This window comes from Methylobacterium gnaphalii (genome assembly GCF_007992215.1).
Classification (GTDB): Bacteria; Pseudomonadota; Alphaproteobacteria; order Rhizobiales; family Beijerinckiaceae; genus Methylobacterium; species Methylobacterium gnaphalii.
On record NZ_BJZV01000003.1, the window covers coordinates 11682 to 34407 of the forward strand.

Annotated in this window: 22 protein-coding genes; 10 read left to right on the forward strand and 12 right to left on the reverse strand. The window is 67.8% G+C overall.

The genetic code is table 11. From position 1 onward, the window contains the following. Window positions 1-69 precede the first annotated feature (69 nt). Window positions 70-1605 (reverse strand): LysM peptidoglycan-binding domain-containing protein, encoded by a 1536-nt coding sequence (locus MGN01_RS04000; RefSeq protein WP_147045305.1) that lies wholly within the window; start codon window positions 1603-1605, stop codon window positions 70-72. A gap of 244 nt (window positions 1606-1849) precedes the next feature. Here MGN01_RS04000 and MGN01_RS04005 point away from each other — a divergent pair, with 244 nt between their 5' ends. Next, window positions 1850-2443 (forward strand): LOG family protein, encoded by a 594-nt coding sequence (locus tag MGN01_RS04005; RefSeq protein WP_147045369.1) that lies wholly within the window; start codon window positions 1850-1852, stop codon window positions 2441-2443. 108 nt (window positions 2444-2551) lie between these two features. On the opposite strand, the gene cysS is transcribed toward MGN01_RS04005, so the two are convergent. Beyond that, window positions 2552-3934, reverse strand: a complete 1383-nt coding sequence (gene cysS / locus MGN01_RS04010) for a cysteine--tRNA ligase (protein ID WP_147045306.1) — start codon at window positions 3932-3934, stop codon at window positions 2552-2554. 331 nt (window positions 3935-4265) lie between these two features. On the opposite strand from cysS, the gene MGN01_RS04015 reads away from it, so the two are divergent. Continuing rightward, the gene (locus tag MGN01_RS04015) at window positions 4266-4592 is read left to right on the forward strand and encodes a hypothetical protein (RefSeq protein ID WP_147045307.1); all 327 of its coding nucleotides are present in this window, start codon (window positions 4266-4268) and stop codon (window positions 4590-4592) included. Window positions 4593-4611: 19 nt separating this feature from the next. On the opposite strand, the gene MGN01_RS04020 is transcribed toward MGN01_RS04015, so the two are convergent. Continuing rightward, complete coding sequence (locus tag MGN01_RS04020) at window positions 4612-5139, reverse strand: CreA family protein (protein WP_174804550.1); 528 nt, start codon at window positions 5137-5139, stop codon at window positions 4612-4614. Window positions 5140-5291: 152 nt separating this feature from the next. On the opposite strand from MGN01_RS04020, the gene MGN01_RS04025 reads away from it, so the two are divergent. The 6 genes from MGN01_RS04025 to MGN01_RS04050 all read left to right on the forward strand — a co-directional run bounded on the left by MGN01_RS04025 (window position 5292) and on the right by MGN01_RS04050 (window position 12001). Next, window positions 5292-6314: a DUF2865 domain-containing protein gene (locus MGN01_RS04025; protein ID WP_147045308.1), complete on the forward strand. Its 1023-nt coding sequence runs from the start codon at window positions 5292-5294 to the stop codon at window positions 6312-6314. A gap of 215 nt (window positions 6315-6529) precedes the next feature. Then, window positions 6530-8695: an OmpA family protein gene (locus MGN01_RS04030; RefSeq protein WP_147045371.1), complete on the forward strand. Its 2166-nt coding sequence runs from the start codon at window positions 6530-6532 to the stop codon at window positions 8693-8695. Between the two features lie 180 nt (window positions 8696-8875). Then, window positions 8876-10111, forward strand: a complete 1236-nt coding sequence (locus tag MGN01_RS04035) for an MFS transporter (RefSeq protein WP_147045309.1) — start codon at window positions 8876-8878, stop codon at window positions 10109-10111. Window positions 10112-10121: 10 nt separating this feature from the next. Next, window positions 10122-10895 (forward strand): class I SAM-dependent methyltransferase, encoded by a 774-nt coding sequence (locus MGN01_RS04040; protein ID WP_147045310.1) that lies wholly within the window; start codon window positions 10122-10124, stop codon window positions 10893-10895. Between the two features lie 442 nt (window positions 10896-11337). Then, window positions 11338-11535, forward strand: a complete 198-nt coding sequence (locus MGN01_RS04045; RefSeq protein ID WP_147045311.1) for a hypothetical protein — start codon at window positions 11338-11340, stop codon at window positions 11533-11535. 181 nt (window positions 11536-11716) lie between these two features. After that, window positions 11717-12001 carry a hypothetical protein gene (locus tag MGN01_RS04050; protein WP_147045312.1) on the forward strand — a complete coding sequence of 95 codons (285 nt, stop codon included), beginning with the start codon at window positions 11717-11719 and terminating at the stop codon, window positions 11999-12001. 13 nt (window positions 12002-12014) lie between these two features. On the opposite strand, the gene MGN01_RS04055 is transcribed toward MGN01_RS04050, so the two are convergent. Beyond that, window positions 12015-12272, reverse strand: a complete 258-nt coding sequence (locus tag MGN01_RS04055; protein WP_147045313.1) for a hypothetical protein — start codon at window positions 12270-12272, stop codon at window positions 12015-12017. A gap of 538 nt (window positions 12273-12810) precedes the next feature. Between MGN01_RS04055 and MGN01_RS04060 the strand changes: the two genes are divergently transcribed. After that, window positions 12811-13167, forward strand: a complete 357-nt coding sequence (locus MGN01_RS04060) for a hypothetical protein (RefSeq protein WP_147045314.1) — start codon at window positions 12811-12813, stop codon at window positions 13165-13167. A 12-nt stretch (window positions 13168-13179) separates the two neighbouring features. Here the strand turns inward: MGN01_RS04060 and MGN01_RS04065 are convergent, their stop codons facing one another. From MGN01_RS04065 to MGN01_RS04075, 3 genes are all read right to left on the reverse strand, one after another. Further along, the gene (locus MGN01_RS04065; protein WP_147045315.1) at window positions 13180-13728 is read right to left on the reverse strand and encodes a ComEA family DNA-binding protein; all 549 of its coding nucleotides are present in this window, start codon (window positions 13726-13728) and stop codon (window positions 13180-13182) included. A gap of 111 nt (window positions 13729-13839) precedes the next feature. Further along, window positions 13840-14775 carry a LysR family transcriptional regulator gene (locus tag MGN01_RS04070; protein ID WP_147045372.1) on the reverse strand — a complete coding sequence of 312 codons (936 nt, stop codon included), beginning with the start codon at window positions 14773-14775 and terminating at the stop codon, window positions 13840-13842. 112 nt (window positions 14776-14887) lie between these two features. Next, window positions 14888-16405: a sensor domain-containing diguanylate cyclase gene (locus tag MGN01_RS04075; protein ID WP_147045316.1), complete on the reverse strand. Its 1518-nt coding sequence runs from the start codon at window positions 16403-16405 to the stop codon at window positions 14888-14890. Window positions 16406-16657: 252 nt separating this feature from the next. Here MGN01_RS04075 and MGN01_RS23400 point away from each other — a divergent pair, with 252 nt between their 5' ends. Continuing rightward, window positions 16658-16828 carry a hypothetical protein gene (locus MGN01_RS23400; RefSeq protein WP_170245830.1) on the forward strand — a complete coding sequence of 57 codons (171 nt, stop codon included), beginning with the start codon at window positions 16658-16660 and terminating at the stop codon, window positions 16826-16828. A gap of 27 nt (window positions 16829-16855) precedes the next feature. Here MGN01_RS23400 and MGN01_RS04080 read toward each other — a convergent pair whose 3' ends face one another. The 5 genes from MGN01_RS04080 to MGN01_RS04100 all read right to left on the reverse strand — a co-directional run bounded on the left by MGN01_RS04080 (window position 16856) and on the right by MGN01_RS04100 (window position 22538). Further along, window positions 16856-17146, reverse strand: a complete 291-nt coding sequence (locus tag MGN01_RS04080) for a formate dehydrogenase subunit delta (protein WP_147045317.1) — start codon at window positions 17144-17146, stop codon at window positions 16856-16858. A 10-nt stretch (window positions 17147-17156) separates the two neighbouring features. Beyond that, window positions 17157-20012, reverse strand: coding sequence for a formate dehydrogenase subunit alpha (fdhF, locus tag MGN01_RS04085; RefSeq protein WP_147045318.1), 2856 nt, complete (start codon window positions 20010-20012; stop codon window positions 17157-17159). 10 nt (window positions 20013-20022) lie between these two features. Then, on the reverse strand, window positions 20023-21588 hold the full coding sequence (locus MGN01_RS04090) for a formate dehydrogenase beta subunit (protein ID WP_147045319.1): 1566 nt from the start codon (window positions 21586-21588) through the stop codon (window positions 20023-20025). Then, entirely contained in the window at window positions 21585-22058 is a 474-nt protein-coding gene (locus MGN01_RS04095) for a formate dehydrogenase subunit gamma (RefSeq protein ID WP_147045320.1), read from the reverse strand. The genes MGN01_RS04090 and MGN01_RS04095 overlap by 4 nt, the downstream gene beginning before the upstream one ends. 171 nt (window positions 22059-22229) lie before the next feature. Beyond that, window positions 22230-22538, reverse strand: coding sequence for a hypothetical protein (locus MGN01_RS04100; RefSeq protein WP_147045321.1), 309 nt, complete (start codon window positions 22536-22538; stop codon window positions 22230-22232). Window positions 22539-22726: the final 188 nt, after the last annotated feature.

Sequence of the window (22726 nt, forward strand, 5' to 3'; positions counted from 1 at the left end):
TCCGCCCCGCGCGCGTGCAGCCGCCGCGACGATCACATCACCGATGCATGCAGCGGGCTGCTCCCGCGCTCAGCCGCGGTTCGGCGCCTGCCGGTCGGCCGCCGGCGCATCCTTTGGCATCACGAAGATCTGGCCGGGATAGATCAGGTTCGGGTCGCGGATCTGGTCGCGGTTGGCCTCGTAGATCACCGTGTAGCGCCTGCCGTTGCCGTAGCTCTTCCGGCTGATCTGCCAGAGGCTGTCGCCGCGGATGATCTTGGCCGTCTCGATCTCGGGCACGAAGACCGCGGTGGCCTGATCGAACGGCGCGGGGACAGCCTTCTCGGCGAGCTCCGTCGGACCGCTGACAGCGCCGGGCGCGGCGGTCCGGCCAGGGGCGTCGGGCTTGACGGCGTCAGGCAGCTTCGGCGCCAGGGCCTCGGCGGTGCGGCGGTCGGCCTCCTGCGATGGCAGCGTGCTGGTCGGGCGCCCTGCCCCGGCCACGGCCGGCATCTCGGCCGCGGCCCGGGGCGCAGATGACGGCCTGTCGTCGGCACCGGCCGTAGCCGTGGCCGGCTTCGTATGGGGCCCAGCCTGATCCTTCGCGGCCGGCTTTCCAGGCTCCTTCGCCGCAAGTTGCGCTGGGAAGGTGAAGCCCACCTGGGCCCGGTTGGCGACCTTGCCGGCGTCGGATTCCACCTGATCGATCCGAATCTGATAGCTGCCCGGCCGCACGCCGCGTCCGATCGTGAAGGCGATCCGGCCATCCGCGCCAGCCCTGCCCGAGGCGACCAGGGTGTCGTTGAGATAGAGGCGCAGCGAGGCCCAGGCCGCGCCCTGACCCGACACGAACAGGCGCCCGCCATCCTGCGCATCGACGCTGACGATCTTCACGGGGCCGGACTTGGACGCGTCCGCCGCTCCCGGCAGCGCAGCCTCCTTTCGAGGCGGCACGGCGGGCGGCGTCGCGTTCGATCCCGAGACCTTGGCGGCCTCGCGGCTCGCCTCGGCGACAGGACCGGGCATCGACAGCACGCGGGTCGGCTTGTCGGGCTCGCTCACGGCGACGAGCGGCTGCGCCTTCCTGTCCTTGTCGACCACCACGACCGCGCTCGCCCTGCCCTCCGTGACCTGGCCGTCGGGCGTGGTGCTGCGCAGGGTCAGCTCGCTGTTGCCAGGCGGCAGCGACAGGCTGTCGATGGCGAACTGGCCGCCCTCATCCGCCGTGACGCGGGCGACGGTCTTGTTGTCGCGCCGGAGCTCGATCTCGGCCTTGGGCGTCGTGCGTCCGGCCAGGACCGCATCGCCCGAGGGCTCGACGCGCAGGATGTCGAACTTCGGCGTCTTGTCGTCACCCTGGCGGGTTTCCGCTTGCGGGGCTCCGCCGGGAACGGCAAGAGCATCCCTGCTCGACTCGACGTTAGCCTGGTCGCCGGGGGCCTTCGAGGCGGCATGGCCTTCGGTCTTCGGCAGATCGGCGGCAGAGCGGGACGTCTCGGTCGACGGATCGATGCCCCGGATGCGTTTCAGGAGGTCTCCGCCGCCGAAGATCGTCGCGACGACGGTGAGCCCGATCACCACACCCGTGCCGGCGAGGGCTATCAGACGTCCCATACCCGCCGTCATGGCGCACAACTCCCTACAGCCCGTCGCAGCGATGCCGCCCCCTATGCGGGCTTGTCGACAACCCGTCTAATTCTCATGGCATATTACCGAACATGACAGGAACACCAAGACACGGGCGCGCCCAAGTGGGCGAATACCGAGGGACTAGACGGGGATGCTCCGTTCTTTCCGCGGTGGATGACGGCCTCAATGCCGCCAAGACTGGCGCCGATCTCGCGAGGTGGGGGGAGACGGGCTCGTGCATCTGAATTCGGTTTGCGTATATTGCGGTTCGGGCTTCGGCAGCGATCCAGCCTTTAAGGGTGCGGCGGTGGCCGTGGGCCGCGCTTTGGGCGAGGCCGGGATCAACCTCGTCTATGGCGGCGGCAATGTCGGGTTGATGGGCACCGTGGCGCATGCAGCCCTGCAGGCCGGCGGCCACGTCACCGGCATCATCCCGGACTTCCTGAAGTCGCGCGAGCGCATGCTCGAGGACATTCAGGAGACCATCGTCGTCGACGACATGCACACCCGCAAGAAGCTGATGTTCGACCGCGCAGATGCCTTCGTGGCGATGCCGGGCGGCATCGGCACGCTGGAAGAGCTCATCGAGCAGATGACCTGGGCGCAGCTCGGTCAGCACGCCAAGCCGATCCTGCTGCTCTCGATCAACGGCTTCTGGGATCCGCTGCTGACGCTCCTCGCGCATATGCGCGACCACGGCTTCCTGCGTCCCGGTCTGGACCCCTCCTTCCTGGTCGCCACCGACCCGGCCGACGTCGTCGGGATGCTGCGGGACACGGTGGCCAAGCGTGCGCCCTCCCCTGAGGGAGAAGCGCTGGTGAGGGAGCGGCTTTAGCACCGCGTCGCTGCGAGCGCCGCGAAGCAATCAGGGCCACGACCGCCGCCTCAGCGCGTTGACCTGGATCGTTTCGCGACGCTCGCAAGGACGGGTGTGGAACGCCGCCTACTTGATCACGCTCCACGTGGTCGTGCCGTCCTTGTTGTCCTTCACGGCGACGCCCAGTGCCGACAGGGCATCGCGTGCCTGGTCGGAGGCGGCCCAGTTCTTGGCGGCCCGCGCCGCGCGGCGCTCCTCGATCAGCCGCTCGACCGCGGCGACGTCGATCCCCGAGGCCTGGACGCTGGCCCGCTCCCGCCCGCTCTTCGTCTGACCGAGCAGACCGAGCAATCCTGCGCCTGCCTTGAGCGAGGCGGGGTCGTCGAGACGATGAAGCTCGGCGAGGGCCGAGGCCGTGTTCAGGTCGTCGAGCAGGGGGTCCAGCACCGCCGCAGGCGGCTCATGGGCCGGCGAGGCATCACCGACGAGGCCGTACCAACGGTCGAGCGTGCGGCTGGCTTCCTCGAGCCCTCGCACGGTCCAGTCGATCGGCTGGCGATAATGCGTCTTCAGCATCGCGAGCCGCACGACCTCGCCCGGCCAGTCGTTCAGCACCTCGCGGATGGTGACGAAGTTGCCGAGCGACTTCGACATCTTCTCCCCCTCCACCTGGAGGAAGCCGTTATGCATCCAGACATTCGCCATGACCGGCGTGCCGAAGCAGCAGCGCGACTGCGCCACCTCGTTCTCGTGATGGGGAAAGATCAGGTCGATGCCACCGGCATGGATGTCGAAGGTCTTCCCGAGATGCTTCCACGACATCGCGGAGCACTCGATATGCCAGCCCGGCCGGCCGGGGGCAGCGATGCCCGAGGGTGAGGGCCAGGAGGGTTCACCGGGCTTCGAGGGCTTCCAGAGCACGAAGTCGAGGGGCGAGCGCTTGTAGGGGGCGACCTCGACGCGGGCGCCGGCCTCCATCTCGTCGAGCGGGCGCTTCGAGAGGCTGCCGTAATCCGGCATCGAGGGCACGTCGAACAGGACGTGATCCTCGGCGACATAGGCGTGCCCGGCCGCCACCAATCCTTCGATCAGCGAGACCATCTCGCCGATATGGTCCGTGGCGCGCGGCTCGAGGAAACGCGGGCGCTCACCCGCCACGTTCACATCCTCCGGCATCAGCACGCCGAGATCGCGCATGTCCTGATGGAAGAGGCTGAGCGTGCCGTCGGTGAGTTCGCGGATCGTGATGCCGCGCTCGGCGGCGCGCGCGTTGATCTTGTCGTCCACGTCCGTGACATTGCGGGCGTAGGTGACGTGCGCCTCGCCGTAGAGGTGGCGCAGCAGCCGGAAGAGCAGGTCGAAGACGATGATCGGGCGCGCATTGCCGATATGGGCCGCGTCGTAGACCGTCGGGCCGCAGGCATAGACCCGCACATGGCCTGGATCGATCGGCGTGAACGCCGCCTTCTCGCGGGTCAGCGTGTTGTAGAGCCGCAACATCGGCGCCATCGGAGTCCATCTCGTTCGGTGCCGTGACCCTGCGCGCTGCCGGCGCCGGGCAAGACCCCTATCCCGTTGTATCGCGGCGCTTTCCGAGTCCGGCCGCCTGAGCGGCCCGGTTCCGTTCGCCACGGTCCCGCCCCATTGCCCTCGGCCGGCTGTGGCGCAAGGGCGACGGTCGGAGCCGTTCGCATCCGGTACCCCAAAAGCGTGATCGATTCGACAACCTGCTGGTCGATCGCCGCTGCTCACTCGACTGTAGGCGGTAGCGTGAAGCCTTTGTTTACCGAGCCGTCAGAACACTACGCAATCGCGTCATCCGATTTTCGAGGTCCCGACCATGCGCCTTCAGGCTGCTGCCTTCCTCGCCCTTGCCCTGGTTTCGTCCGTCGCCGCCCCGGCTTTCGCCGGTGAGGGCGCCGCGACCCAGCATGTCGAGCGGGCCTTCCTGATCCCCGCCAACGATGGCTACGGCACCGGCGAGTGCCTCACCAACGGCAAAAGCGAGTGCGGTCAGGTCGTTGCCAACGCCTGGTGCGAGTCCCAGGGCTTCGCCTCGGCCGCCTCCTACGGCGTCGCCGATCGGGACGAATATACCGGTTCCATCGACGCGACCCCGGTTCGCCCGGCCACTGAGCGCCCGATCCGGATTACCTGCCAGGATTGATCAGCGAGGCCTCCCGGCCTCACTTCACGAACTCCGCGCATTTCTGCGGCGGCTCCGTGCCCCACGGCATGAGTGGGACGGCCGAGGTCGAGTTCTTCGGCGAGCCCTGGATCACCCTATCCGAATAGACCATGTAGATCAGCGTGTTACGCTTGACGTCGCAGCCGCGTACGATCTGCATGGACTTGAAGATCAGCGAGCGGCGCTCGCTGAACACCACCTCGCCCTGCTTGAATTTCTCCTTGAACTGCACCGGACCTGTCTGGCGGCAGGCCAGCGAGATGTCGGACACATCCTCGGCGAGGCCGAGCGTGCCCTTGATGCCGCCCTTCTCGGGCTGGGTGTACCAGCAGGCGATGCCGCTCACGTTGGGATCGTCGATGCCGTAGACCACGAGCTTGTCGTTGGGCGTCAGCGGGCGCCAGACCGTCGACTTGTCGAAGATCCGGTCGGGGTCGTCGGCGCGTGCGGGACGTGATGCGGTGGCCAGGACCGCCGCCGCGAGCAGAGCCATTCCAGACTGCATGGTGCGCGTTCGCAACATCATCGAACCATTCCCCTCTAAACTTGGCCGTATCGATGTGGTGTGCCTGTCACCGCCGCGCGAGGGGGCGTATCACGTATGTTAGTCAACACGGCCGCGCCCCGATTCCGTCGAGTCGGAGACCGCTCTTCCGTGACATTCATCGCGTTCTCGCCATGCTGCTGATCCCCTCGACGATCCGCCGAAGCGTCGTAGCCGCGGTGGCCGTGCTCTCCGCCGGCACGGTGCTGCCGGCCGCGGCGAACCCATTCGCGTGCCAGCGCTACAAGGCCGAGCTCGCCAGCCTGAACGACAACGGCTCCACCCAGCGCGCCCTGCAGAGCGAGATCGGCCGGCTCGAATCCTATTACCGCTCCCTCAATTGCGAGGGCGGCAAGTTCCTGTTCTTCGATACGCGCCCGCCCCAGTGCGGCGCCGTCGAGCAGCGCATCAGGGCGCTCAATGCCGGTTACGGCGCGCAGAACGGCGAGGTTGTCGCTGCACGCCGCCGCCAGCTGATCGCGGCGATCGGTACGGCCTGCGCGGATGTGCCTGCGCTTCCGACCGATGGCTCGCCGATCCAGCAGACGGCCCGCGGCGGCCACAAGGTCATCTGCGTCAAGACCTGCGACGGCTCCTACTTCCCCATGAACAACCTGCCGGACGGGCGGAGCGGGGCGGACGAGATGTGCCAGGCGCTCTGCCCGGGCACGCAGGCGGTCGCCTACTCGATGCCGGAGGGCGACGAGGCCTTGCGCTCCGCAGCCACCATCAAGGGCAACCGCGCCTACACGTCGCTGGCGACGGCCTTCAAATTCCGCACCAGCTTCGAGCCGAACTGCTCCTGCAAGCGCGAGGGGCAGAGCTGGGCACAGTCACTCGCCAAGGCCGAGAGCATGCTGGTCCGGCACAAGGGCGACATCTTCGTCACCCCGATGCAGGCCGAGCGCCTGTCGCGGCCACCGAAGGTCCGACTGACACTCGTCGGCCGTGCCGACAAGACCGCCGCGACGCTCGCGGCTGACGCTGCCAGCCGCACCGGCGCCGCTGGCGAGACCGCGGGCGACGTCACCGCTACCGGGACGGCCGGTCCTGCCGACGCCTCGACGGTCGTCGCCAAGGCCAATACGGACCGCACCGCCGTGCGTGTGATCGAGCCGTCGATGATCCCCGTTCCGGCGCGCACCGGCACACCCTGACGGCTGTTTCGGCCCCGCCCCTCACGATCATTTCGGCCGGTGCGGGTGTGCGAACGATAGATTCGCCAAGGCCTTGAGGGAGAACGGCTTCCCGCAATCCGGCCGCCAGCTGTCGGCCTGCTGAAATTTGACGCCTCGTTTTTCGGAACCATATCGGCCCGACACCGTTCGAACCCGCCGATCGCGTTTCGAAGACGATGAACGAGGCTGACCGTATGCGGATAACCCGCTCCCTGCTCCTGACCGGCACGATGCTGCCGACCCTTCTCCTGGCCGTGCCCCTGCAGGCACGCTCCCTCGGTGAAGGGCCCTCCGCACGGATGGAACTGGCACAGGTCGGGGAGGAAGGACCACGCGGTGGTCGCGGTGGCGGCGCAGAACGCGGCGGCCCTGGCGGCGGCGAGCGCGGCGGCGGTGCAGCCCGCGAACGGCCTGAGGCCCCGGCCGCGCGCGAGCGCCCCGAGCCGCGGCAGGCGCCTGCCGCCCGCGAGCGGCCAGAAGCACCGGCAGCCCGCGAACGACCCGAACCGCGGCAGGCCCCGGCCGCGCGCGAGCGGCCCGAGGCTCCGGCGGCCCGTGAGCGGCCGGAGGCGCCAGCAGCCCGCGAACGGCCCGAGCCGCGGCAGGCGCCTGCGGCTCGCGAGCGGCCGGAAGCCCCCTCTGCCCGCGAGCGTCTCGAGCCGCGGCAGGCCCCGGCAGCCAGAGAGCGGCAGGAGGCACCCGCCACCCGCGAGGCACCCGCCCAGCGCCAGGCGCCGGAACGGCCGACCGCTCCCACTCAGCCAACGCGGCCAACCCCGCCTGCGAGCGAGGAGCCGTCCCGCACGGCCCCGACCCGTCCCACGACACCGCCGGCGGCTCAGCCCCAGACAGCGCCCGCACCGGCTCAGCGGCGTGCCCCGGAGGCACCCACGCAACCGGGCGCGACGCCGCCCACCACGCCACAGCCTCAGCGTCCGACGAGCCCCGAGGCGCCGAGCCCGCAGAACCGTCAGCAGCCGCCGGCTCAGCCAAATGCCGCGACACCGCCGGGCGCCACGCAGCCGGGCACAGCCCCCGGCGCGGCGCCCACCGCTCCGAACCAGCGTCCGGGCGTACCGGGGCGGCCCTTCACGCCGCAGGGTCAGCAGCCGAATGCGGGTCAACCGGGCGTCCAGCCCGGAACCCAGCCGGGTGTTCAGCCGGGCCAGGATCCGAACCAGCTCCGGCGGGACCAGCCGCCCGGTCAGTTCCAGCAGAACCAGGTCCAGCCTGGCCAGCAGCCCAATCAGCTTCAGCCGGGCCAGCAGCCCGGCACCGTCGGGCGTGACGGCCGCGGTGGCTCGGGCTTCGACAATGATCGCCGGGACGACCGCCGAGGCGACGACCGGCGCAGCGGCTTCAACCGGCCCGGCGCCCCCGGCTACATTCCCGGCGGCTTCCGGGACAGCCGCGAGGACGACGAGATTCGCGACTACGAGCGCATCCGCCGCGATCGCCAGGAATACAATGTCGACGGCCGCAACTATTACCGCGAGCCCGGCCGCATCATCGTGCGCGACCGCGACAACTACTACATCCGCCACGACGAGAACGAGCGCTTCCGCGATCTCGACCGGCGCGCCTATCGCAGCGAGCGGCGCGGCTCCGAGACCTACAGCTACATCGACCGGCCGGGCGGCGAGCAGATCGTCACCGTGGTCGACGATGACGGTCGCCTCGTCCGGCGCTACCGCCGCTACCGCGACGGCCGCGAGCTGATGATCATCAACAACGGCTACGGCCGGGGTGGCGCACGCCCGATCTACGAGGATGTGGTCGACCTGCCGCCGCCGGACATCCGCATCCCGCGCGACCGCTACATCGTCGATTACGAGCGGGCCGATGCCCGCGCGGTCTACGGAGCGCTCACCGCGCCGCCGGTGACGGCGATCGACCGGCGCTACTCCCTCGACCAGGTGCGCTACAGCCCGCAGCTGCGGGCCCGCATGCCGAGCGTCGACATCAACACGATCACCTTCGACTCCGGATCGTTCACGGTCACGCCGGAGCAGGGGCGCCAGCTCAAGAACATCGCCGATGCGATCAATCAGGCGGTGCAGGCCAACCCGCAGGAGGTGTTCCTGATCGAGGGCTACACCGACGCGGTGGGCGCAGACATCGACAACCTCTCGCTCTCCGACCGGCGCGCGCAGTCGGTGGCGACCATCCTGACGCAAACCTTCCAGGTGCCCCCGGAGAACCTGACCACCCAGGGCTACGGCGAGCAGTACCTGAAGGTGAACACGCAGGAGGCCAACCGCGAGAACCGCCGCGTCACCGTGCGACGGATCACGCCGCTCCTGCAGCAGCAGGCCGACCAGGGCCAGCAGGACGGCTCGCCGCCGCCCGCGCCGCGGTAAGGCTCGATCCCGCCCGCAGCCGATGCGGGCGGGACGCTTCTCATGCGGAGACGGCAGGTCGGCCGTGTGCGTCCTCACCTGACCGTGACGGGCACGGGAAACATTTAGGTCCTATACCGATGGCAGCGTCCGGGTTTCGCCGGGGACGCAAGGCGGTTTGGACGAAGGGTGTTCAGGGCGATGGATGGAGAGGTCGGGCACCGGTTGATCGAGGCCGGGACGCCTGAGTTCCGCCGCACCACCCTCGCCCTCTTCGCCGCCGGCTTCTCGACCTTCGCAGTGCTCTACGGCGTGCAGCCGCTGATGCCGGTCTTCGCCGACGCCTTTTCTGTCTCGCCGGCCGAGAGCAGCCTCGCCCTCTCCCTGCCCTGCGCCACGCTCGCAGTCTCGCTGCTCGTCGTCAGCCCGCTCTCGGAAGTCTGGGGCCGCAAGCCCGTCATGGCGGCCTCGCTGTTCCTCTCCGCGCTCCTCACCATCGCCGCGGTGATGATGCCGAGCTGGCACGGCTTCCTCGTGCTCCGCGCCCTGACCGGCATCGCCGCCAGCGGCCTGCCGGCGGTGGCGATGGCCTATCTCAGCGAGGAGATGCACGGTCGCGCCATCGGCCTCTCCATGGGGCTGCTGATCGGCGGCAACGCGCTGGGCGGAATGGTCGGCCGGCTCATGGCCGGCATCATCGCCGATCACGCTTCCTGGCGGATCGGCCTGGGAGTGATCGGCGGGCTGGCGCTGCTGGCGGCCCTCGCCTTCCAGTTCGCCCTCCCCGCCTCCCGCCATTTCGCGGCGCACCGGATGCGCTGGCGCGAGGTGCCGGCAAGCTTCGGGCACCATTTCAAGGATGCGGGCCTGCCCTGGCTCTTCTCGGAATCCTTCCTGCTGATGGGGGGATTCGTCTGCGTCTACAACTACATCGGCTTCCGCCTGCTCGATCCGCCCTACTCCCTGAGCCAGACGGCGATCGGCGCGATCTTCGTGGTCTATCTCGCCGGCACCGCGAGCTCGGCGATTACCGGCGAGGTCGCGAGCCGGCTCGGGCGGCGCCGGGTGCTGTGGCTCGCCATCCTGCTCGGACTCGGCGGCATCGCGCTCACCCTGTCCTCGCACCTGATCCTGATCATCGCCGGCATCGTCGTCGTGACGGTGAGCTTCTTCGGCGCGCACTCCGTGGCCTCGAGCTGGATCGGCCGCCGTGCCATGACCGACCGGGCGCAGGCCTCGGCGATCTACCTCTGCCTGTACTATCTCGGCTCCTCGGTGCTCGGCACGACGGGAGGCTGGTTCTTCGCCCATGCCGGCTGGCCGGGTGTAGCGGGCTTCTTCGCGGGGCTCTACGTTCTAGCCCTGCTGATCGCGATCCGGCTCTCGCGGCTGGCGCCGCTGCCGGAACTCATCGCGGCGGAGATCCCGAAACCATGAGGAGCAGGCCATGGCAGGGCACGAGGCCAACGTCACCGGGCAGTTCGAGGCCCGCGCCGCGGATTATGTGACGAGCGCGGCGCATGCCGCCGGCGACGACCTCGTCCAGTTCGCCGAGCTCGCCCGCGCCCGTCCCGATGCCGCCGCGCTCGATCTCGGCTGCGGTGGGGGCCACGCCACCTACGCGATCGCGCCGCATGTGCGCACTGTCACCGCCTTCGACCTCTCGCCCGCGATGCTCTCGGCCGTATCGGAAGAAGCCGCGCGGCGCGGCCTCGGCAACATTCGCACCGAGCAGGGCACCGTGCAGGCCCTGCCCTTCCGCGACGAGAGTTTCGATCTCGTCGTGTCCCGGTTCAGCGCCCATCACTGGACGGATGTTGTCCCAGCGCTGACGGAAGCCCGTCGCGTGCTCGCGCCGCGCGGCTGGCTCGTGATGATCGACACGGCGGCGCCGGAGAACCCGCTCCTCGATACGCATCTGCAGAGCTGGGAGCTGTTGCGCGACCCCTCGCACGGACGCAACTACGCCCCCTCGCAATGGCGCGCGATGCTGGCGCAAGCCGGGTTCGTTCCGGGGCACGAGACCCTGCGCCGCCTGCGCCTCGATTTTTCGAGCTGGATCGCCCGGATGGGAACGCCGCAGGATGATGCCGCCGCGATCCGTCGCCTGCAGCAGCGCGCGCCCGAATCCGTGCGTGCCTATTTCGACGTGGAAGAGGATGGCAGCTTCACCCTCGATACGCTGACGATCGAGGCCGATCCTGACGGAGCATCGGACTAAGACCGAGGGGTGCCACGTCTTCCTCAACTCGGCCTGAAAACAAAGCGGATCGGCGGATGGCGGCCTTGCCAGTGGGCAGCAGGTCCAGGAGCGATCCAGCGATGTGAGGCTGACGAAGCGGAGCCGACGGACCGGCGAAGCCTGGGCTTCGTCGGGTCCGCCGACCACTCCACGACCCGACTGGGGGGATCTCGGGGCGCTTCGTCATTCGAAGCTACGCCGTCATTGATTCCGGATTATTTCCACCTCGACCGATCGCCATTCTGCCCATCCGGCCCTGCCGTGGCGGATGCGCGACACTTTTGCCGTTCCAGCTGTAAACGGTTTCTTCGACGCGCTCCGGACGGCCGATGCACGGTCCGCGGGCGTTTTCATCCCCCAAATGGGTGATGAAACACGAAAAACTGCATGCATTCTCCTTTCCAGTACGAGGGGGAAAAAGATGAGATACAGCGAGACGTTACCGGCTTGGGCCGCGCGCCAGCGCATCCGCAGGCTGGGCCGCCACAGCGACGAGAAAGTCGTGCGCTGGATCAACCAGGGCAGTTCCGTGAAGGACGACCCGGTCCAGGAGAGCGCGATCTCCAGTAACGACAACGTCGTCGCCTTCGCTCAGGGACGATCTCTCCCGGCCCGCTGATTCCGCACCGGGTTGCCGCACACGGCCCGCCCCGCATCCGGGGCGGGCCGTTTCATTGTGCGCAGGTGATCCGCGAAATCCGCGGACGTGCCGCCCTGCGGGTCTTGGCACCCGCATCGGCAGGGTTCATGCTCTGGGAAACAGCTCGCCAAAGAAGCGAGCCCAACCCGGAGGTACGCCCATGCTCGCCGCCAACCGCCTGATCAAATCCGCCTGGGTCGCGGTCGAACTCGACCATGAGCGCTGCGAACGCATTCTCGTCGTCGAGGCCTACATCGCCGTCAGCCCGCTGGAGAAGGACTACGATCCGGTGCGCTACCAGAAGGTCGTCGAGGACGTGCGCCGCGTGCTCGCCGAGAATCCGGATCTCGACCGGGCCTCGATCCTGAGCATGCACCGCGACACGGCCTGCACGGCCCTGTTCCGGTCCTCTCCCGCAAGGACGCCCACGATGGCGTCGGCCTGACACTGGCTTGAGATCAGCTGCCCTCGATCGTCGGCGGCTCCCAGGTCGCAACACGGTTGCGGCCTTCATCCGTGATCTGCCAGATGGCGAAGGTGCCGCCGAGATGGGGGCCGGCCTGCGTGCCGACCCAGCGCAGGCTGCCCTTGCGTTCGAGAACGCGCAGGCGGGCATGGTCGCGCGGCCAGTCGCGGGTGGTGTTCTGCTTGATCGAGATCCGGCCTTCGATGGCGAGCGCTGCCTTGGACAGAAGACGTCGGGAATGAAGGGGCATAGCGGCTCCTTGGTTCGAGAAGTCTTTTGATTTTGAAAGCCTTGCGGCTTCTGTGACGCGGATACGCTCATAGAGCGGGTCGTGACCCGCTCCGGTCTCGGCGCTTCGTGCCCTTTCCTCTCACCCTGCCATCGGAGACGGCTTGATGAGGCCGGCCTTGCGCGCTCACAGCACCGATCTGCCGGTGCCCGCGCGGGACGGTCACGCACGGATTTGCCCGAACTTCAGGCAGTCGGGCGCTAAGCGTTAATGCGTGATGCGAGCGCCGGGTTCATCCGGCGCGCCGAGATGCTGTTTTCAGCCAACAGGCTGGGTGCGAACCTGGTTGAGGGCTCAGCCCCCAGGATCGCGCGGCGCCAGGTGGCGCGATCTCGCTTCCGACGCACCTGTCGAATCGGCGGTCCGGAGCGTGGAAAAAGCTTAGCCATTCAAATCCCGAGCGCAAGCCGATATGTCGCCCCCGTGCGATGAGGGGGCTAAAGCTTGGCTGCGCGGCGTGGCTCGTGCCATGGAGGGGGATGAGCCCCGGAGACCCGCGATGACGGCCAAGATGCAGGAACTGCTGGGTCTGCTCACGCTGGTCGTCGAGCGCGTCCGGGCCGCGAATGACCGCTCGGAGCGCGCCGAGGCACGCGCCGGGCAGATGAGCCTGCTGCTCGACGCGCTATCCGATGAGAACGCGGCTTTGCGCACCGAGCTCGACCAGGCCGAGGCCGCCGCAGCCGAGGCGCAAGCCGAGATCCGCGCGCTTCGGGACGAGGTGGAGCCTTTGGAGGCGCGTGCCGACGAGGCTGAATTGCGGATCCATCGCGCCGCCGATGCGCTCGGACTGGCGGTCGCCGGTCCGACCGTCGCCGGCGATGAGGCGCCCAGTGCCTCGCTCGCCCTCCATTGATCGGGTTGCGTCCTACCGCGCGACGACGTGCGGCTTGATGATCTCGTAGTCCTGCCGCTTGAGCACACGGCGCGTAACGAGGTCCTCTGGCGAGGCGTAGGGCCGGTTCGCGACGATGGTCTTGCCGATCATGCCGGCGCCGAGGGTGTTCAAGGTCTCGACCGGCGCCGAGTTCAGGTCGATCCCGTCCTCTGCCGGCGGCTCGGCTGGCTGGCGGGCCGCCTGTTGCTCGGGCGCCGGCGCCGGCGCGGGTGCCGGTTCGACGGGCGGCGGAGCGGCCTCCACCGGGACCTGCCGCGCCGTGGGGGAGGGCGGGGCGCTCTCCGGCGGCGACGGACGCGCTGCCGTCGGTCGTCCGCCAGGATAGACCGAGCGCACGCCGGGTTCGGCCGGTTCGGTCAGGCTCGGTTGCAGGGGCTTCGGGCGCTGCGCCGGAGCCTCGGTCACGGAGGGCGGCGCTGCAGGCCTCGGTGCCCGGGGGCCGAAAGCCTGCCACAGGCCGGCGAGGGCCGCGGCGAGGGCGACCATGGTGAAGCCGAGAAACAGGGTGGAGGCCTTCATGCGCGGCGCTCGCGTCCTCTCTTTGGCGTGAAATCGGGAGACGTTCTTATCCGGATGCGGCCGGCTGGCGCCAATCCCGTGCCACCCTCGGGCAACGCGGCTCAGGAGGCTTCAGCTCCGCCGTCCGTCAGCGTGATGCGGGTCGCCGCTGCCGACCTGGTCGAGCGTGCCCGTGATCGCGCGTGCGACGGCGACCAGCGCGGTCACCATCGGCGTTGCCGGTTCCCGGCGCGGGGCGACGAGGCCGATGACGTGGGTGAGGTCCGGCTCGACGATCGGGATCGAGCGCACGCCCTCCGTCGGCCCGAGCGCGTCGGCGAGGATCGCCGGCATGATGCTGGCCCATTGCAGCGTGCGCACATGGGTCATCAGCACGATCATCGAGTTCGATTCCAGCGTTGGCGCCGGTTCGGCCCCGGCGACGCGGAGCTGCTGGTCGATGATGCGCCGGTTCTGCATGTTCGGCGTGAGCAGGCAGAGCGGTATCCGGCCGGCCTCGGCCCAGGTGATCGAGTTGCGGTCGTCGTAGGGGCCGCCGGCCGCCGTCAGCAGGCGGTAGTGCTCAGTGTAGAGCGGCACGGTGATGACGCGGCCGGTCGGCTCGTTGTCGAGATAGGTCAGCCCGGCATCGGCCTCGAGCCCGTCGAGGAGCTGGAAAATGTCGGCAGAGGTAGTCGACTCGATGGAGAAGCGCACGCCGGGATGGCGCTTGCGGAAGGGCGTGGTCAGCGCCGCAACCATCGGCAGCGCCGTGGGTACCGCGGCGATGCGTAGCGTGCCGGCGAGGCCCCGTTTCAGGGTCGAGACGTCCTCATGCATGGCGCGAGCATCGGCGACGATGCGGCGGGCCCAGGCCAGCACACGCTCGCCTTCGGGCGTGAATCCCTGGAAGCGGGAGCCGCGCCGCACGAGCTGAACGCCGAAGCGGTTCTCCAACTGCTTCACGCCGGCCGACAGCGTCTGCTGGCTGATGTTGCAGACTTCCGCCGCCCGCCCGAAATGCGCCTCGCGTGAGAGCGCGAGCAGGTAGTCCAGCTTCTCGATCACCGCGTCCACCGGCCGGGCCGTCCGCGGGGGCGGACTCCACGGTGGTAACAGATATGCCGAGCGGCTCAACAGCCGGAAACAGGGGGCATGGGCGCTGCGGGCGCCTTGTCCATCAGGTTCTTACCAGGCGGAGCGCGCGGACTTCCACGCGATGCTGGGCGGCCGACGCGCTGCAGGTTCGATTCCGGCCAGTTGCCTTGGCCTCGTAGAGAGCCGCGTCGGCCCGGCGGAAGAGGTCGGGATCATCGATGCCCGAGGCGACCCCGATGCTGACCGTGACGGCGCCACGCCCGATGCCGGCCGAGGGCAGCGTCAGGCCCTGCATCTGCTCATGGACCGCGTCCGCGACGCGTAGCGCGCCGATTGCATCGGTCGCCGGCAGCAGCAGCATAAACTCCTCGCCTCCGATGCGGAAGGCCATGTCGTTCGGCCGGTGCACGCATGCGGAAAGACGCTGTGCCAGCTCCTTCAGCACTTCGTCGCCGACGGCGTGCCCGTAGCGGTCGTTGTAGCGCTTGAAATGGTCGGCATCGACGATGAGCAGCGAGACCGGAAGCCCCGTCCGCCGGGCATCCTTGCCGGCCGCGTCGAGGGCATCCTCGAAGCTGCGGCGGTTGGCCAGTCCGGTCAGCGGATCGGTGCGCGACAGCCGGGCAAGCTCGAGCTGCATCGCGGCGCGGCGCCCGAGTTCGCGCCCGAACAGGAGTGACAGCGCAATGGCCAATCCGCACAGGACGAGGACGGTTATCCCGATCACCAGGGCCTTGGCGCGCCACTCGGCCTCGATTTCGCGCGTCGACAGGGCGACGTTGAGGATCAGCGGCAGGTCTCCGATCCGGGTGAACGCGTAGTAGCGCTCGATCCCGTCGCGGACGGAGGTCTTCACGAGGGTTCCGGACGGCCGGCTCAGGAACTGTGCGAAGATGGGTGCGCCGGCCAGACTCGCGCCGATATCGGCGTCGACGAAGGGCTGGCGCATGATGCGGGTGCCGTCCCGCAGGTAGAGGTTGATCGCGCCGTCCTTTCCGAGACCGAGCTGGTCGAACAGGTGCGAGAAGTAGGCGAGCTTCATAGTTCCCAGGACGACGCCGCCGAACGAGCCGTCTGGCTTGTCGATGCGGCGGCTGAACGGAATCATGCGCTCGCCGGTCAGCCGCGAGACCAGGGGCCGACCGATATACAGCCCGAGGCCGGGCCGCTTCTTGTGGACCTGGAAATACTCACGATCAGCATAGTTCCCCTTGCGCGGGGGCATGGCGCTGGCATCCACGGCGATGGCGCCGTTCTCGTCGAGGACGAGCATCACGCCCAGATCCTGCGCCGTGGCGGCACGGTCGAACAGCACGAGCTGGCGCATCGCGGGAGAGATCCCCTCGATGCCCGGGGTACGGATGTTCTCGACGACGGCCTGCAGCGAAAGATCGAAGATCTCGACGTTCCGGGCGATGTCGCGCGCGATGACCTGCAGAAGGTTGTTGGAGGTCCGGGCAGCCTTGTCCCAGGCGTCCCGGCGCATATCGAGCAGCATCATCCCGGACAGGATCAACATGCCGGTCGGCGCGAGGATGCCGAGCACGATCCCGGTGCGGGTAGAACGGAGCCATCGCGCGATGCGGGCTGGCAGAACCATCGGTGGGCGCTCCCAGGCGCGAGGTGACTGCCTGGTATCTAGGCCCTAATCTTTTACGAGGCGTCTCAAACAAGCTTGCGCACGACCAATTCGCGCGGTCATCCCTAACGCCCGGTTTTCGAGACCGCGAGGATCGCGCCGATGCCGCGCAGACGGCTCGTTCCCCGCCGCCGGCCGGGGCCAGCTCGGATTGTCCGCGAGGCCGGTACGCGAATGGTTAAGCTGCGTTAAGGATAAGCTTGGGAGGCGTCGATGCTATACAGGCTGCTGTCCGTCTTCATCCGCCGCGACGCAGTCGCGGTTCCCACCATCGCCGCGAGCGAGCATGGACCCCTCGGGGTAAGCCTCCGCAAGGACGATCCGCTCGCCGGCCTCTATGGCGATGTCGAACAGGAATTGAAGGTCGCCGGCTACCTCGCCTGACGGCCCTCTCTGGAAACAACCGGGGCTTCAGCCCGCGTCGCTGGCACCCTGTCCCGCAAGCTGGGGATCGTGGGTTGCGGGCCGCACGGGGCTCTCCCCGGCCGGATTTTCCTGCAACGCCTTGACGACGTGGGCGTCGAGCCGGTCGCCGGCCTCCGGAATATGAGCCACGAGATCGCGGATCATCTTCGGCGCCCAGAAGGCAACGAGGTGCTTGTGGATGCCGGCAACCGCCTCTTCTTCCGGATAGCTCCGGAAGAACGAGGCGATCTGGTTGGCCATCCGCACGAGCCGGTCTTGGTTGGTCGCTGCGCCCATCGGTTTACGCTTACTCTGCCGCTGCCTGAGCGATGCGGGTCAACGAGAAATCCTCCTCGTAGAACTTCGCCTGCCAATCCGACGGACGGTTGGTCCGCCGCACCTGCACCGCCGTCACCTTGTATTCGGGGCAGTTGGTCGCCCAGTCCGAATAGTCGGTGGTGATGACGTTGGCGCCGGTCTTGGCGTGGTGGAAGGTCGTGTAGACCACGCCCGGCTGCATGCGCTCGGTGATCTTCGCCTTCAGGGCGATGTCGCCGGAGCGCGAGACCAGCGCCACGAGATCGCCGTCGACGATGCCGCGGCTCTCGGCATCGAAGGGGTGGATCTCCAGCACGTCCTCTTCATGCCAGCGCGAGTTCTCCGTGCGGCGGGTCTGCGCACCGACATTGTACTGCGACAGGATGCGGCCCGTGGTCAGGATCAGCGGGAACTTCGGCCCTGTGCGCTCGTCGGTGGCCACGTACTCGGTGATCATGAAGCGGCCCTTGCCGCGCACGAACCGGTCGACGTGCATCATCGGAGTGCCAAGCGGCGCCTGCTCGTTGCACGGCCACTGGATCGAGCCCATCTCGTCGAGCTTCGCGTAGGAGACACCGGTGAAGGTCGGGGTCAGCCGGGCGATCTCGTCCATGATCTCGGACGGGTGGTTGTAGTTCATCTCGTAGCCGAGCGCCTTGGCGAGCAGGATCGTGCCCTCCCAATCGCCATAGCCTCCGAGCGGCGCCATCACCTTGCGGACGCGGCTGATGCGGCGCTCGGCATTGGTGAAGGTGCCGTCTTTCTCCAGGAACGAGGCGCCCGGCAGGAAGACGTGGGCGTATTTGGCGGTCTCGTTCAGGAAGATGTCCTGGATCACGATGCACTCCATGGCCTTGAGGCCGGAGGTCACGTGATGCGTGTCGGGGTCGGATTGCGCGATGTCCTCGCCCTGGATGTACATGCCCTTGAACGAGCCACCGACGGCCTCGTCCAGCATGTTGGTGATCCGCAGGCCCGGCTCGTTCGAGAGCTTGGCACCCCACAGGGCCTCGAAGGTCTCGCGGGTGGCGTCGTCCGAGACGTGGCGGTAGCCGGTGAGCTCGTGCGGGAACGAGCCCATGTCGCAGGAGCCCTGCACGTTGTTCTGGCCGCGCAGCGGGTTCACGCCGGCGCCTTCCTTGCCGATATTGCCCGTGGCCATGGCGATGTTGGCCATGCCCATGACCATGGTCGAGCCCTGGCTGTGCTCGGTCACGCCCAGGCCGTAGAAGATGCCGGCATTGCCGCCGGTGGCGTAGAGCCGGGCCGCGGCGCGCAGATCGGCCGGGTTGACGCCGGTATACTGCTCGGTGGCTTCCGGTGAGTGGCGCTCGTCGGCGATGAAGCGGGCCCAGGACTCGAACTCGGCGAGGTCGCAGCGTTCGCGGACATAGGCTTCATCGACCAGGCCTTCCGTCACGATGACGTGGGCGAAGGCGTTGATGAAGGCGACGTTGGAGCCGGGCTTCAGCGGCAGGTGATAGTCGGCCTTGATGTGGGGCGACTTCACGAGATCGATCTTACGCGGATCCGCGACGATGAGGCGGGCGCCGGCGCGCAGGCGCTTCTTCATGCGCGAACCGAAGACCGGGTGGCCGTCGGTCGGATTGGCGCCGATGACCAGGATCACGTCGGCATATTCCACCGACTTGAAATCCTGAGTGCCGGCCGAGGTGCCGAGGGTCGACATCAGGCCGTAGCCGGTCGGCGAATGGCAGACGCGGGCGCAGGTATCGACGTTGTTGTTGCCGAAGGCGGCACGAACCAGCTTCTGGACGAGGTAGGCTTCCTCGTTGGTGCAGCGGGAGGAGGTGATGCCGCCGATCGAATCCTTGCCGTACTTGGCCTGGATGCGCTTGAACTCGGACGCGGCGTGATTGATCGCCACCTCCCAGCTGACCTCCTGCCAGGGATCCGTGATCTTGGCGCGGATCATCGGCTTGGTGATGCGGTCCTTGTGGGTGGCGTAGCCGTAGGCGAAGCGGCCCTTGATGCAGCTATGGCCCTCGTTGGCCTTGCCGCCCTTGTAGGGCACCATGCGGACGATCTTGTCGCCCTGCATCTCGGCCTTGAAGGCGCAGCCGACACCGCAATAGGCGCAGGTGGTCACCTCGGAATGATCGGGCTGGCCGAATTCGTGGATCGACTTCTCCTGGAGGGTCGCGGTCGGGCAGGCTTGCACGCACGCGCCGCAGGATACGCACTCGGACTCCATGAAATTCGTCGGGCCGGCGGCCACGCGGCTGTCGAAACCGCGGCCTTCGATGGTTAGCGCGAAGGTGCCCTGCACCTCCTCGCAGGCGCGGACGCAGCGGTTGCAGACGATGCACTTCGACGGATCGTAGGTGAAATACGCGTTCGACTCGTCCTTCGGCCGGTACTTTTCCGAGGTCGGCTTGACGTGGTTGTCGCCGTCATAGCCGTAGCGGACGTTGCGCAGTCCCACCTGTCCTGCCGTGTCCTGCAACTCGCAATCACCGTTGGCGGCGCAGGTCAGGCAGTCGAGCGGATGGTCGGAGATGTAGAGCTCCATCACGCCCTTGCGCAGGCGGTGCAGCTTCGGCGTCTGCGTATGGACGATCATGCCCTCTTCGGCCGGCGTCGTGCAGGAGGCCGGGGTGCCGCGGCGACCCTCGATCTCGACGAGGCACATGCGGCACGAGCCGAAAGGCTCCAGCGAATCCGTCGCGCAGAGCTTCGGGATCTTGGTGCCCATCTGCATCGCGGCGGCCATCACCGACGTGCCGGCCGGAACGGAGACCTGCACGCCGTCGATGGTGATCGACACCGTCTTCTCGCTGACGCGGATCGGCGTGCCGTAGTCGATTTCCTTGATGAGGGTCATCGTGTGTTCCTCACTCGGCGGCGGCGGGGAAGGACTGCTGTCCCGGGCCCGTGAAATCTTCGGGGAAATGGTTGATGGCGCTCATCACCGGCATGGGGGTCAAACCACCCATGGCGCAGAGCGACCCGTCGGTCATGACCTCGCAGAGGTCCTTGACCAGCTCGACATTCGCCTCGGAGCGGATGCCCGCGATGACCTTGTCCATGGTCTCGACGCCGCGTGTCGCGCCGATGCGGCAGGGGGTGCACTTGCCGCAGGATTCGGCCGCGCAGAACTCGAAGGCGAAGCGGGCTTGCTTGGCCATGTCGACGGTATCGTCGAACACCACGATGCCGCCGTGGCCGACGAGGCCCTTGGCCTCGGCCATCTTCTCGTAGTCGAGGGGCGTATCGAGCAGGCTGTCAGGGAAGTAGGCCCCGAGCGGCCCGCCGACCTGCACCGCGCGCACCGGACGGCCTGACAGCGTGCCGCCGCCGAAATCCTCGATGACCTCGCGGATGGTGATGCCGAAGGCGTACTCGATCAGGCCGCCCTGCTTGATGTTGCCGGCGAGCTGGATCGGCAGCGTGCCGAGCGAGCGGCCCATGCCGAAATCAGCGTAGGCCTTGGCGCCGTGCTCCATGATCCACGGCACGGCCGTGAAGGTCATGACGTTGTTGACGAGCGTCGGCTTGCCCACGAAACCCTTGAGCGCCGGGATCGGCGGCTTGGCGCGTACGATGCCGCGTCGGCCCTCCAGGCTCTCCAGCAGCGAGGTCTCCTCGCCGCAGATATAGGCGCCGGCACCGAGGCGGACCTCCAGATGGAAGGTCTTGCCCGAGCCCATGATGTTTTCGCCGAGCACACCCGCCTTCACGCCATTGGCGATGGCATCGCGCATCGTGCGGAAGGCCTGCGGGTACTCGGAGCGGCAATAGATGTAGCCGCGGGTCGCGCCGGTGGCGACGGCGGCGATGGTCATGCCCTCGATCAGGTTGAAGGGGTCGCCCTCCATCATGATCCGGTCGGCGAAAGTGCCGGAATCGCCCTCGTCGGCGTTGCAGATCACGTATTTCTGCTCGCTCTCCGCGAGCATCACCGTGTTCCACTTGATGCCGGCCGGGAAGCCTGCGCCGCCGCGACCGCGCAGGCCCGAATCCTTCACCTGCGCGACGACATCCTTGGCCTCCATCTTCAGAGCGGCTTCGAGACCGCGATAGCCGCCATGGGCGCGGTAATCCTCGACCGAGACCGGGTCGACCACGCCGCAGCGATGGAACGTGATACGGTGCTGCCGCTTGAGGAAGGGGATTTCTTCCGGCTTGCCGAGGCGGAGCGGGTGCTCACCGCCTTCGTGCAGGCCGGCATTGAGCAGGCCCTCGACGTCGGCCGGGGTTACCGGGCCGTAGGCGATGCGGCCCTCGACCGTGGCCACCTCGACCATCGGCTCGAGCCAGAGCATGCCACGGGTGCCCGTGCGGACGATCTCGACGTCGAGACCGCGCTGCTCGGCGCCATTGAAGATCGCGCGGGCGACGCGATTGGCGCCGAGGCCGAGAGCGACGGCGTCCTGCGGAACGTAGATGGTGATGCTCATGCCCGCGACTCCTTGAGTGCGGCTTCGAGGCTGTCGGCGGTAAGACGCGCGAGCGGCTCCTCGCCGATCATCGCGGCGGGGCCGTTGGAGCAGAGGCCGAGGCAGTAGACAGGCTCGACGGTGACGTTGCCGTCCGAGGTTGTCCCGTGCCAGTCGACTCCCAGACGTTGCAAGATTTCGCCATGCAGCTTGTCCGAGCCCATCGCCTGGCAGGCCTCGGCGCGGCACAGCTTCACATGGTGCCGGCCAGCCGGTGCCTTGCGGAAGTCGTGGTAGAACGTGATGCAGCCAAAGACCTCGGCCTTCGACAGGTTCAGCGCGTCCGCGATCAGCGGCACAGCCGCCTCGTCGACGTAGCCGAACTCTTCCTGCAAGGCGTGCAGGATCGGGAGCGTCGCACCTTCGAGATGCTTGTGCTCGGCGACGATCCCAGCGGCGCGGTCTGCGCTCCAAGGCTCGGGACTTGCCATGCTTTCCCACCCAAATTGGTCTTGTTCTAAAAGCCAACTGAACAGGAAAGGCGATATAATTCAATCAAGCGGACCCGTCGCTTGACAGGCGTTCGTTGTTAAGCGCGGTCCGCCTGCGGGAGCCGGATAGACCCCAGGCCCGGCATCAAGTGCATGACAAAGCGAGCATATTCATAACTCGCGACCGCGATTCTGGCTGTCCAAAAAGGCAGGGGGGACTGCCATCAATTCCGTGACGTCGAGGCTGCGTTCGAAGCCATCGTCGATCTGTGCCTCGATCGTATCGAGCCAGCGTAAGGTTTGCTCGATGCCACGCGCGCCGGCTTCGACCAGGCATGAACCAGTACTAACAGCTTGTGACCGATGCCCTTTAGGCGTTCCAGTATTTACGCCGAGAATCGAACTTGGCGGCCCGTGTGTTTGCTGCGCGATTGAGGAAAACGAGGCCGCGGACGAATAGCAGCCCTGTGCCTTCCTCATAGAAGGCAAGGATCCTCGTTGGTATGGCCGGCCAGTGGCACCCGCCGGAAGCAGCGATTGCCTACTATCTCGATACCCTCGCTCGCCTCGCACTAGGCGCGCCGGATCACGCGTGGAGCAAAGCGGCCGGACGTGAAGTGCGGTGGCTGCACTCAGTGTGACGGCCGTGGAATCATGCAACCAGGAGT

Excerpts from the sequence above, each read along its gene's own strand:
- MGN01_RS04000 (WP_147045305.1), bottom strand. The coding sequence starts at position 1,605 with ATGACGGCGGGTATGGGACGTCTGATAGCCCTCGCCGGCACGGGTGTG.
- cysS (WP_147045306.1), bottom strand. The coding sequence starts at position 3,934 with ATGGCGCCGATGTTGCGGCTCTACAACACGCTGACCCGCGAGAAGGCG.
- MGN01_RS04015 (WP_147045307.1), top strand. The coding sequence starts at position 4,266 with ATGCGCCTTCAGGCTGCTGCCTTCCTCGCCCTTGCCCTGGTTTCGTCC.
- MGN01_RS04020 (WP_174804550.1), bottom strand. The coding sequence starts at position 5,139 with ATGATGTTGCGAACGCGCACCATGCAGTCTGGAATGGCTCTGCTCGCG.
- MGN01_RS04025 (WP_147045308.1), top strand. The coding sequence starts at position 5,292 with ATGCTGCTGATCCCCTCGACGATCCGCCGAAGCGTCGTAGCCGCGGTG.
- MGN01_RS04030 (WP_147045371.1), top strand. The coding sequence starts at position 6,530 with ATGCGGATAACCCGCTCCCTGCTCCTGACCGGCACGATGCTGCCGACC.
- MGN01_RS04035 (WP_147045309.1), top strand. The coding sequence starts at position 8,876 with ATGGATGGAGAGGTCGGGCACCGGTTGATCGAGGCCGGGACGCCTGAG.
- MGN01_RS04040 (WP_147045310.1), top strand. The coding sequence starts at position 10,122 with ATGGCAGGGCACGAGGCCAACGTCACCGGGCAGTTCGAGGCCCGCGCC.
- MGN01_RS04045 (WP_147045311.1), top strand. The coding sequence starts at position 11,338 with ATGAGATACAGCGAGACGTTACCGGCTTGGGCCGCGCGCCAGCGCATC.
- MGN01_RS04050 (WP_147045312.1), top strand. The coding sequence starts at position 11,717 with ATGCTCGCCGCCAACCGCCTGATCAAATCCGCCTGGGTCGCGGTCGAA.
- MGN01_RS04055 (WP_147045313.1), bottom strand. The coding sequence starts at position 12,272 with ATGCCCCTTCATTCCCGACGTCTTCTGTCCAAGGCAGCGCTCGCCATC.
- MGN01_RS04060 (WP_147045314.1), top strand. The coding sequence starts at position 12,811 with ATGACGGCCAAGATGCAGGAACTGCTGGGTCTGCTCACGCTGGTCGTC.
- MGN01_RS04065 (WP_147045315.1), bottom strand. The coding sequence starts at position 13,728 with ATGAAGGCCTCCACCCTGTTTCTCGGCTTCACCATGGTCGCCCTCGCC.
- MGN01_RS04075 (WP_147045316.1), bottom strand. The coding sequence starts at position 16,405 with ATGGTTCTGCCAGCCCGCATCGCGCGATGGCTCCGTTCTACCCGCACC.
- MGN01_RS23400 (WP_170245830.1), top strand. The coding sequence starts at position 16,658 with ATGCTATACAGGCTGCTGTCCGTCTTCATCCGCCGCGACGCAGTCGCG.
- MGN01_RS04080 (WP_147045317.1), bottom strand. The coding sequence starts at position 17,146 with ATGGGCGCAGCGACCAACCAAGACCGGCTCGTGCGGATGGCCAACCAG.
- fdhF (WP_147045318.1), bottom strand. The coding sequence starts at position 20,012 with ATGACCCTCATCAAGGAAATCGACTACGGCACGCCGATCCGCGTCAGC.
- MGN01_RS04090 (WP_147045319.1), bottom strand. The coding sequence starts at position 21,588 with ATGAGCATCACCATCTACGTTCCGCAGGACGCCGTCGCTCTCGGCCTC.
- MGN01_RS04095 (WP_147045320.1), bottom strand. The coding sequence starts at position 22,058 with ATGGCAAGTCCCGAGCCTTGGAGCGCAGACCGCGCCGCTGGGATCGTC.
- MGN01_RS04100 (WP_147045321.1), bottom strand. The coding sequence starts at position 22,538 with ATGAGGAAGGCACAGGGCTGCTATTCGTCCGCGGCCTCGTTTTCCTCA.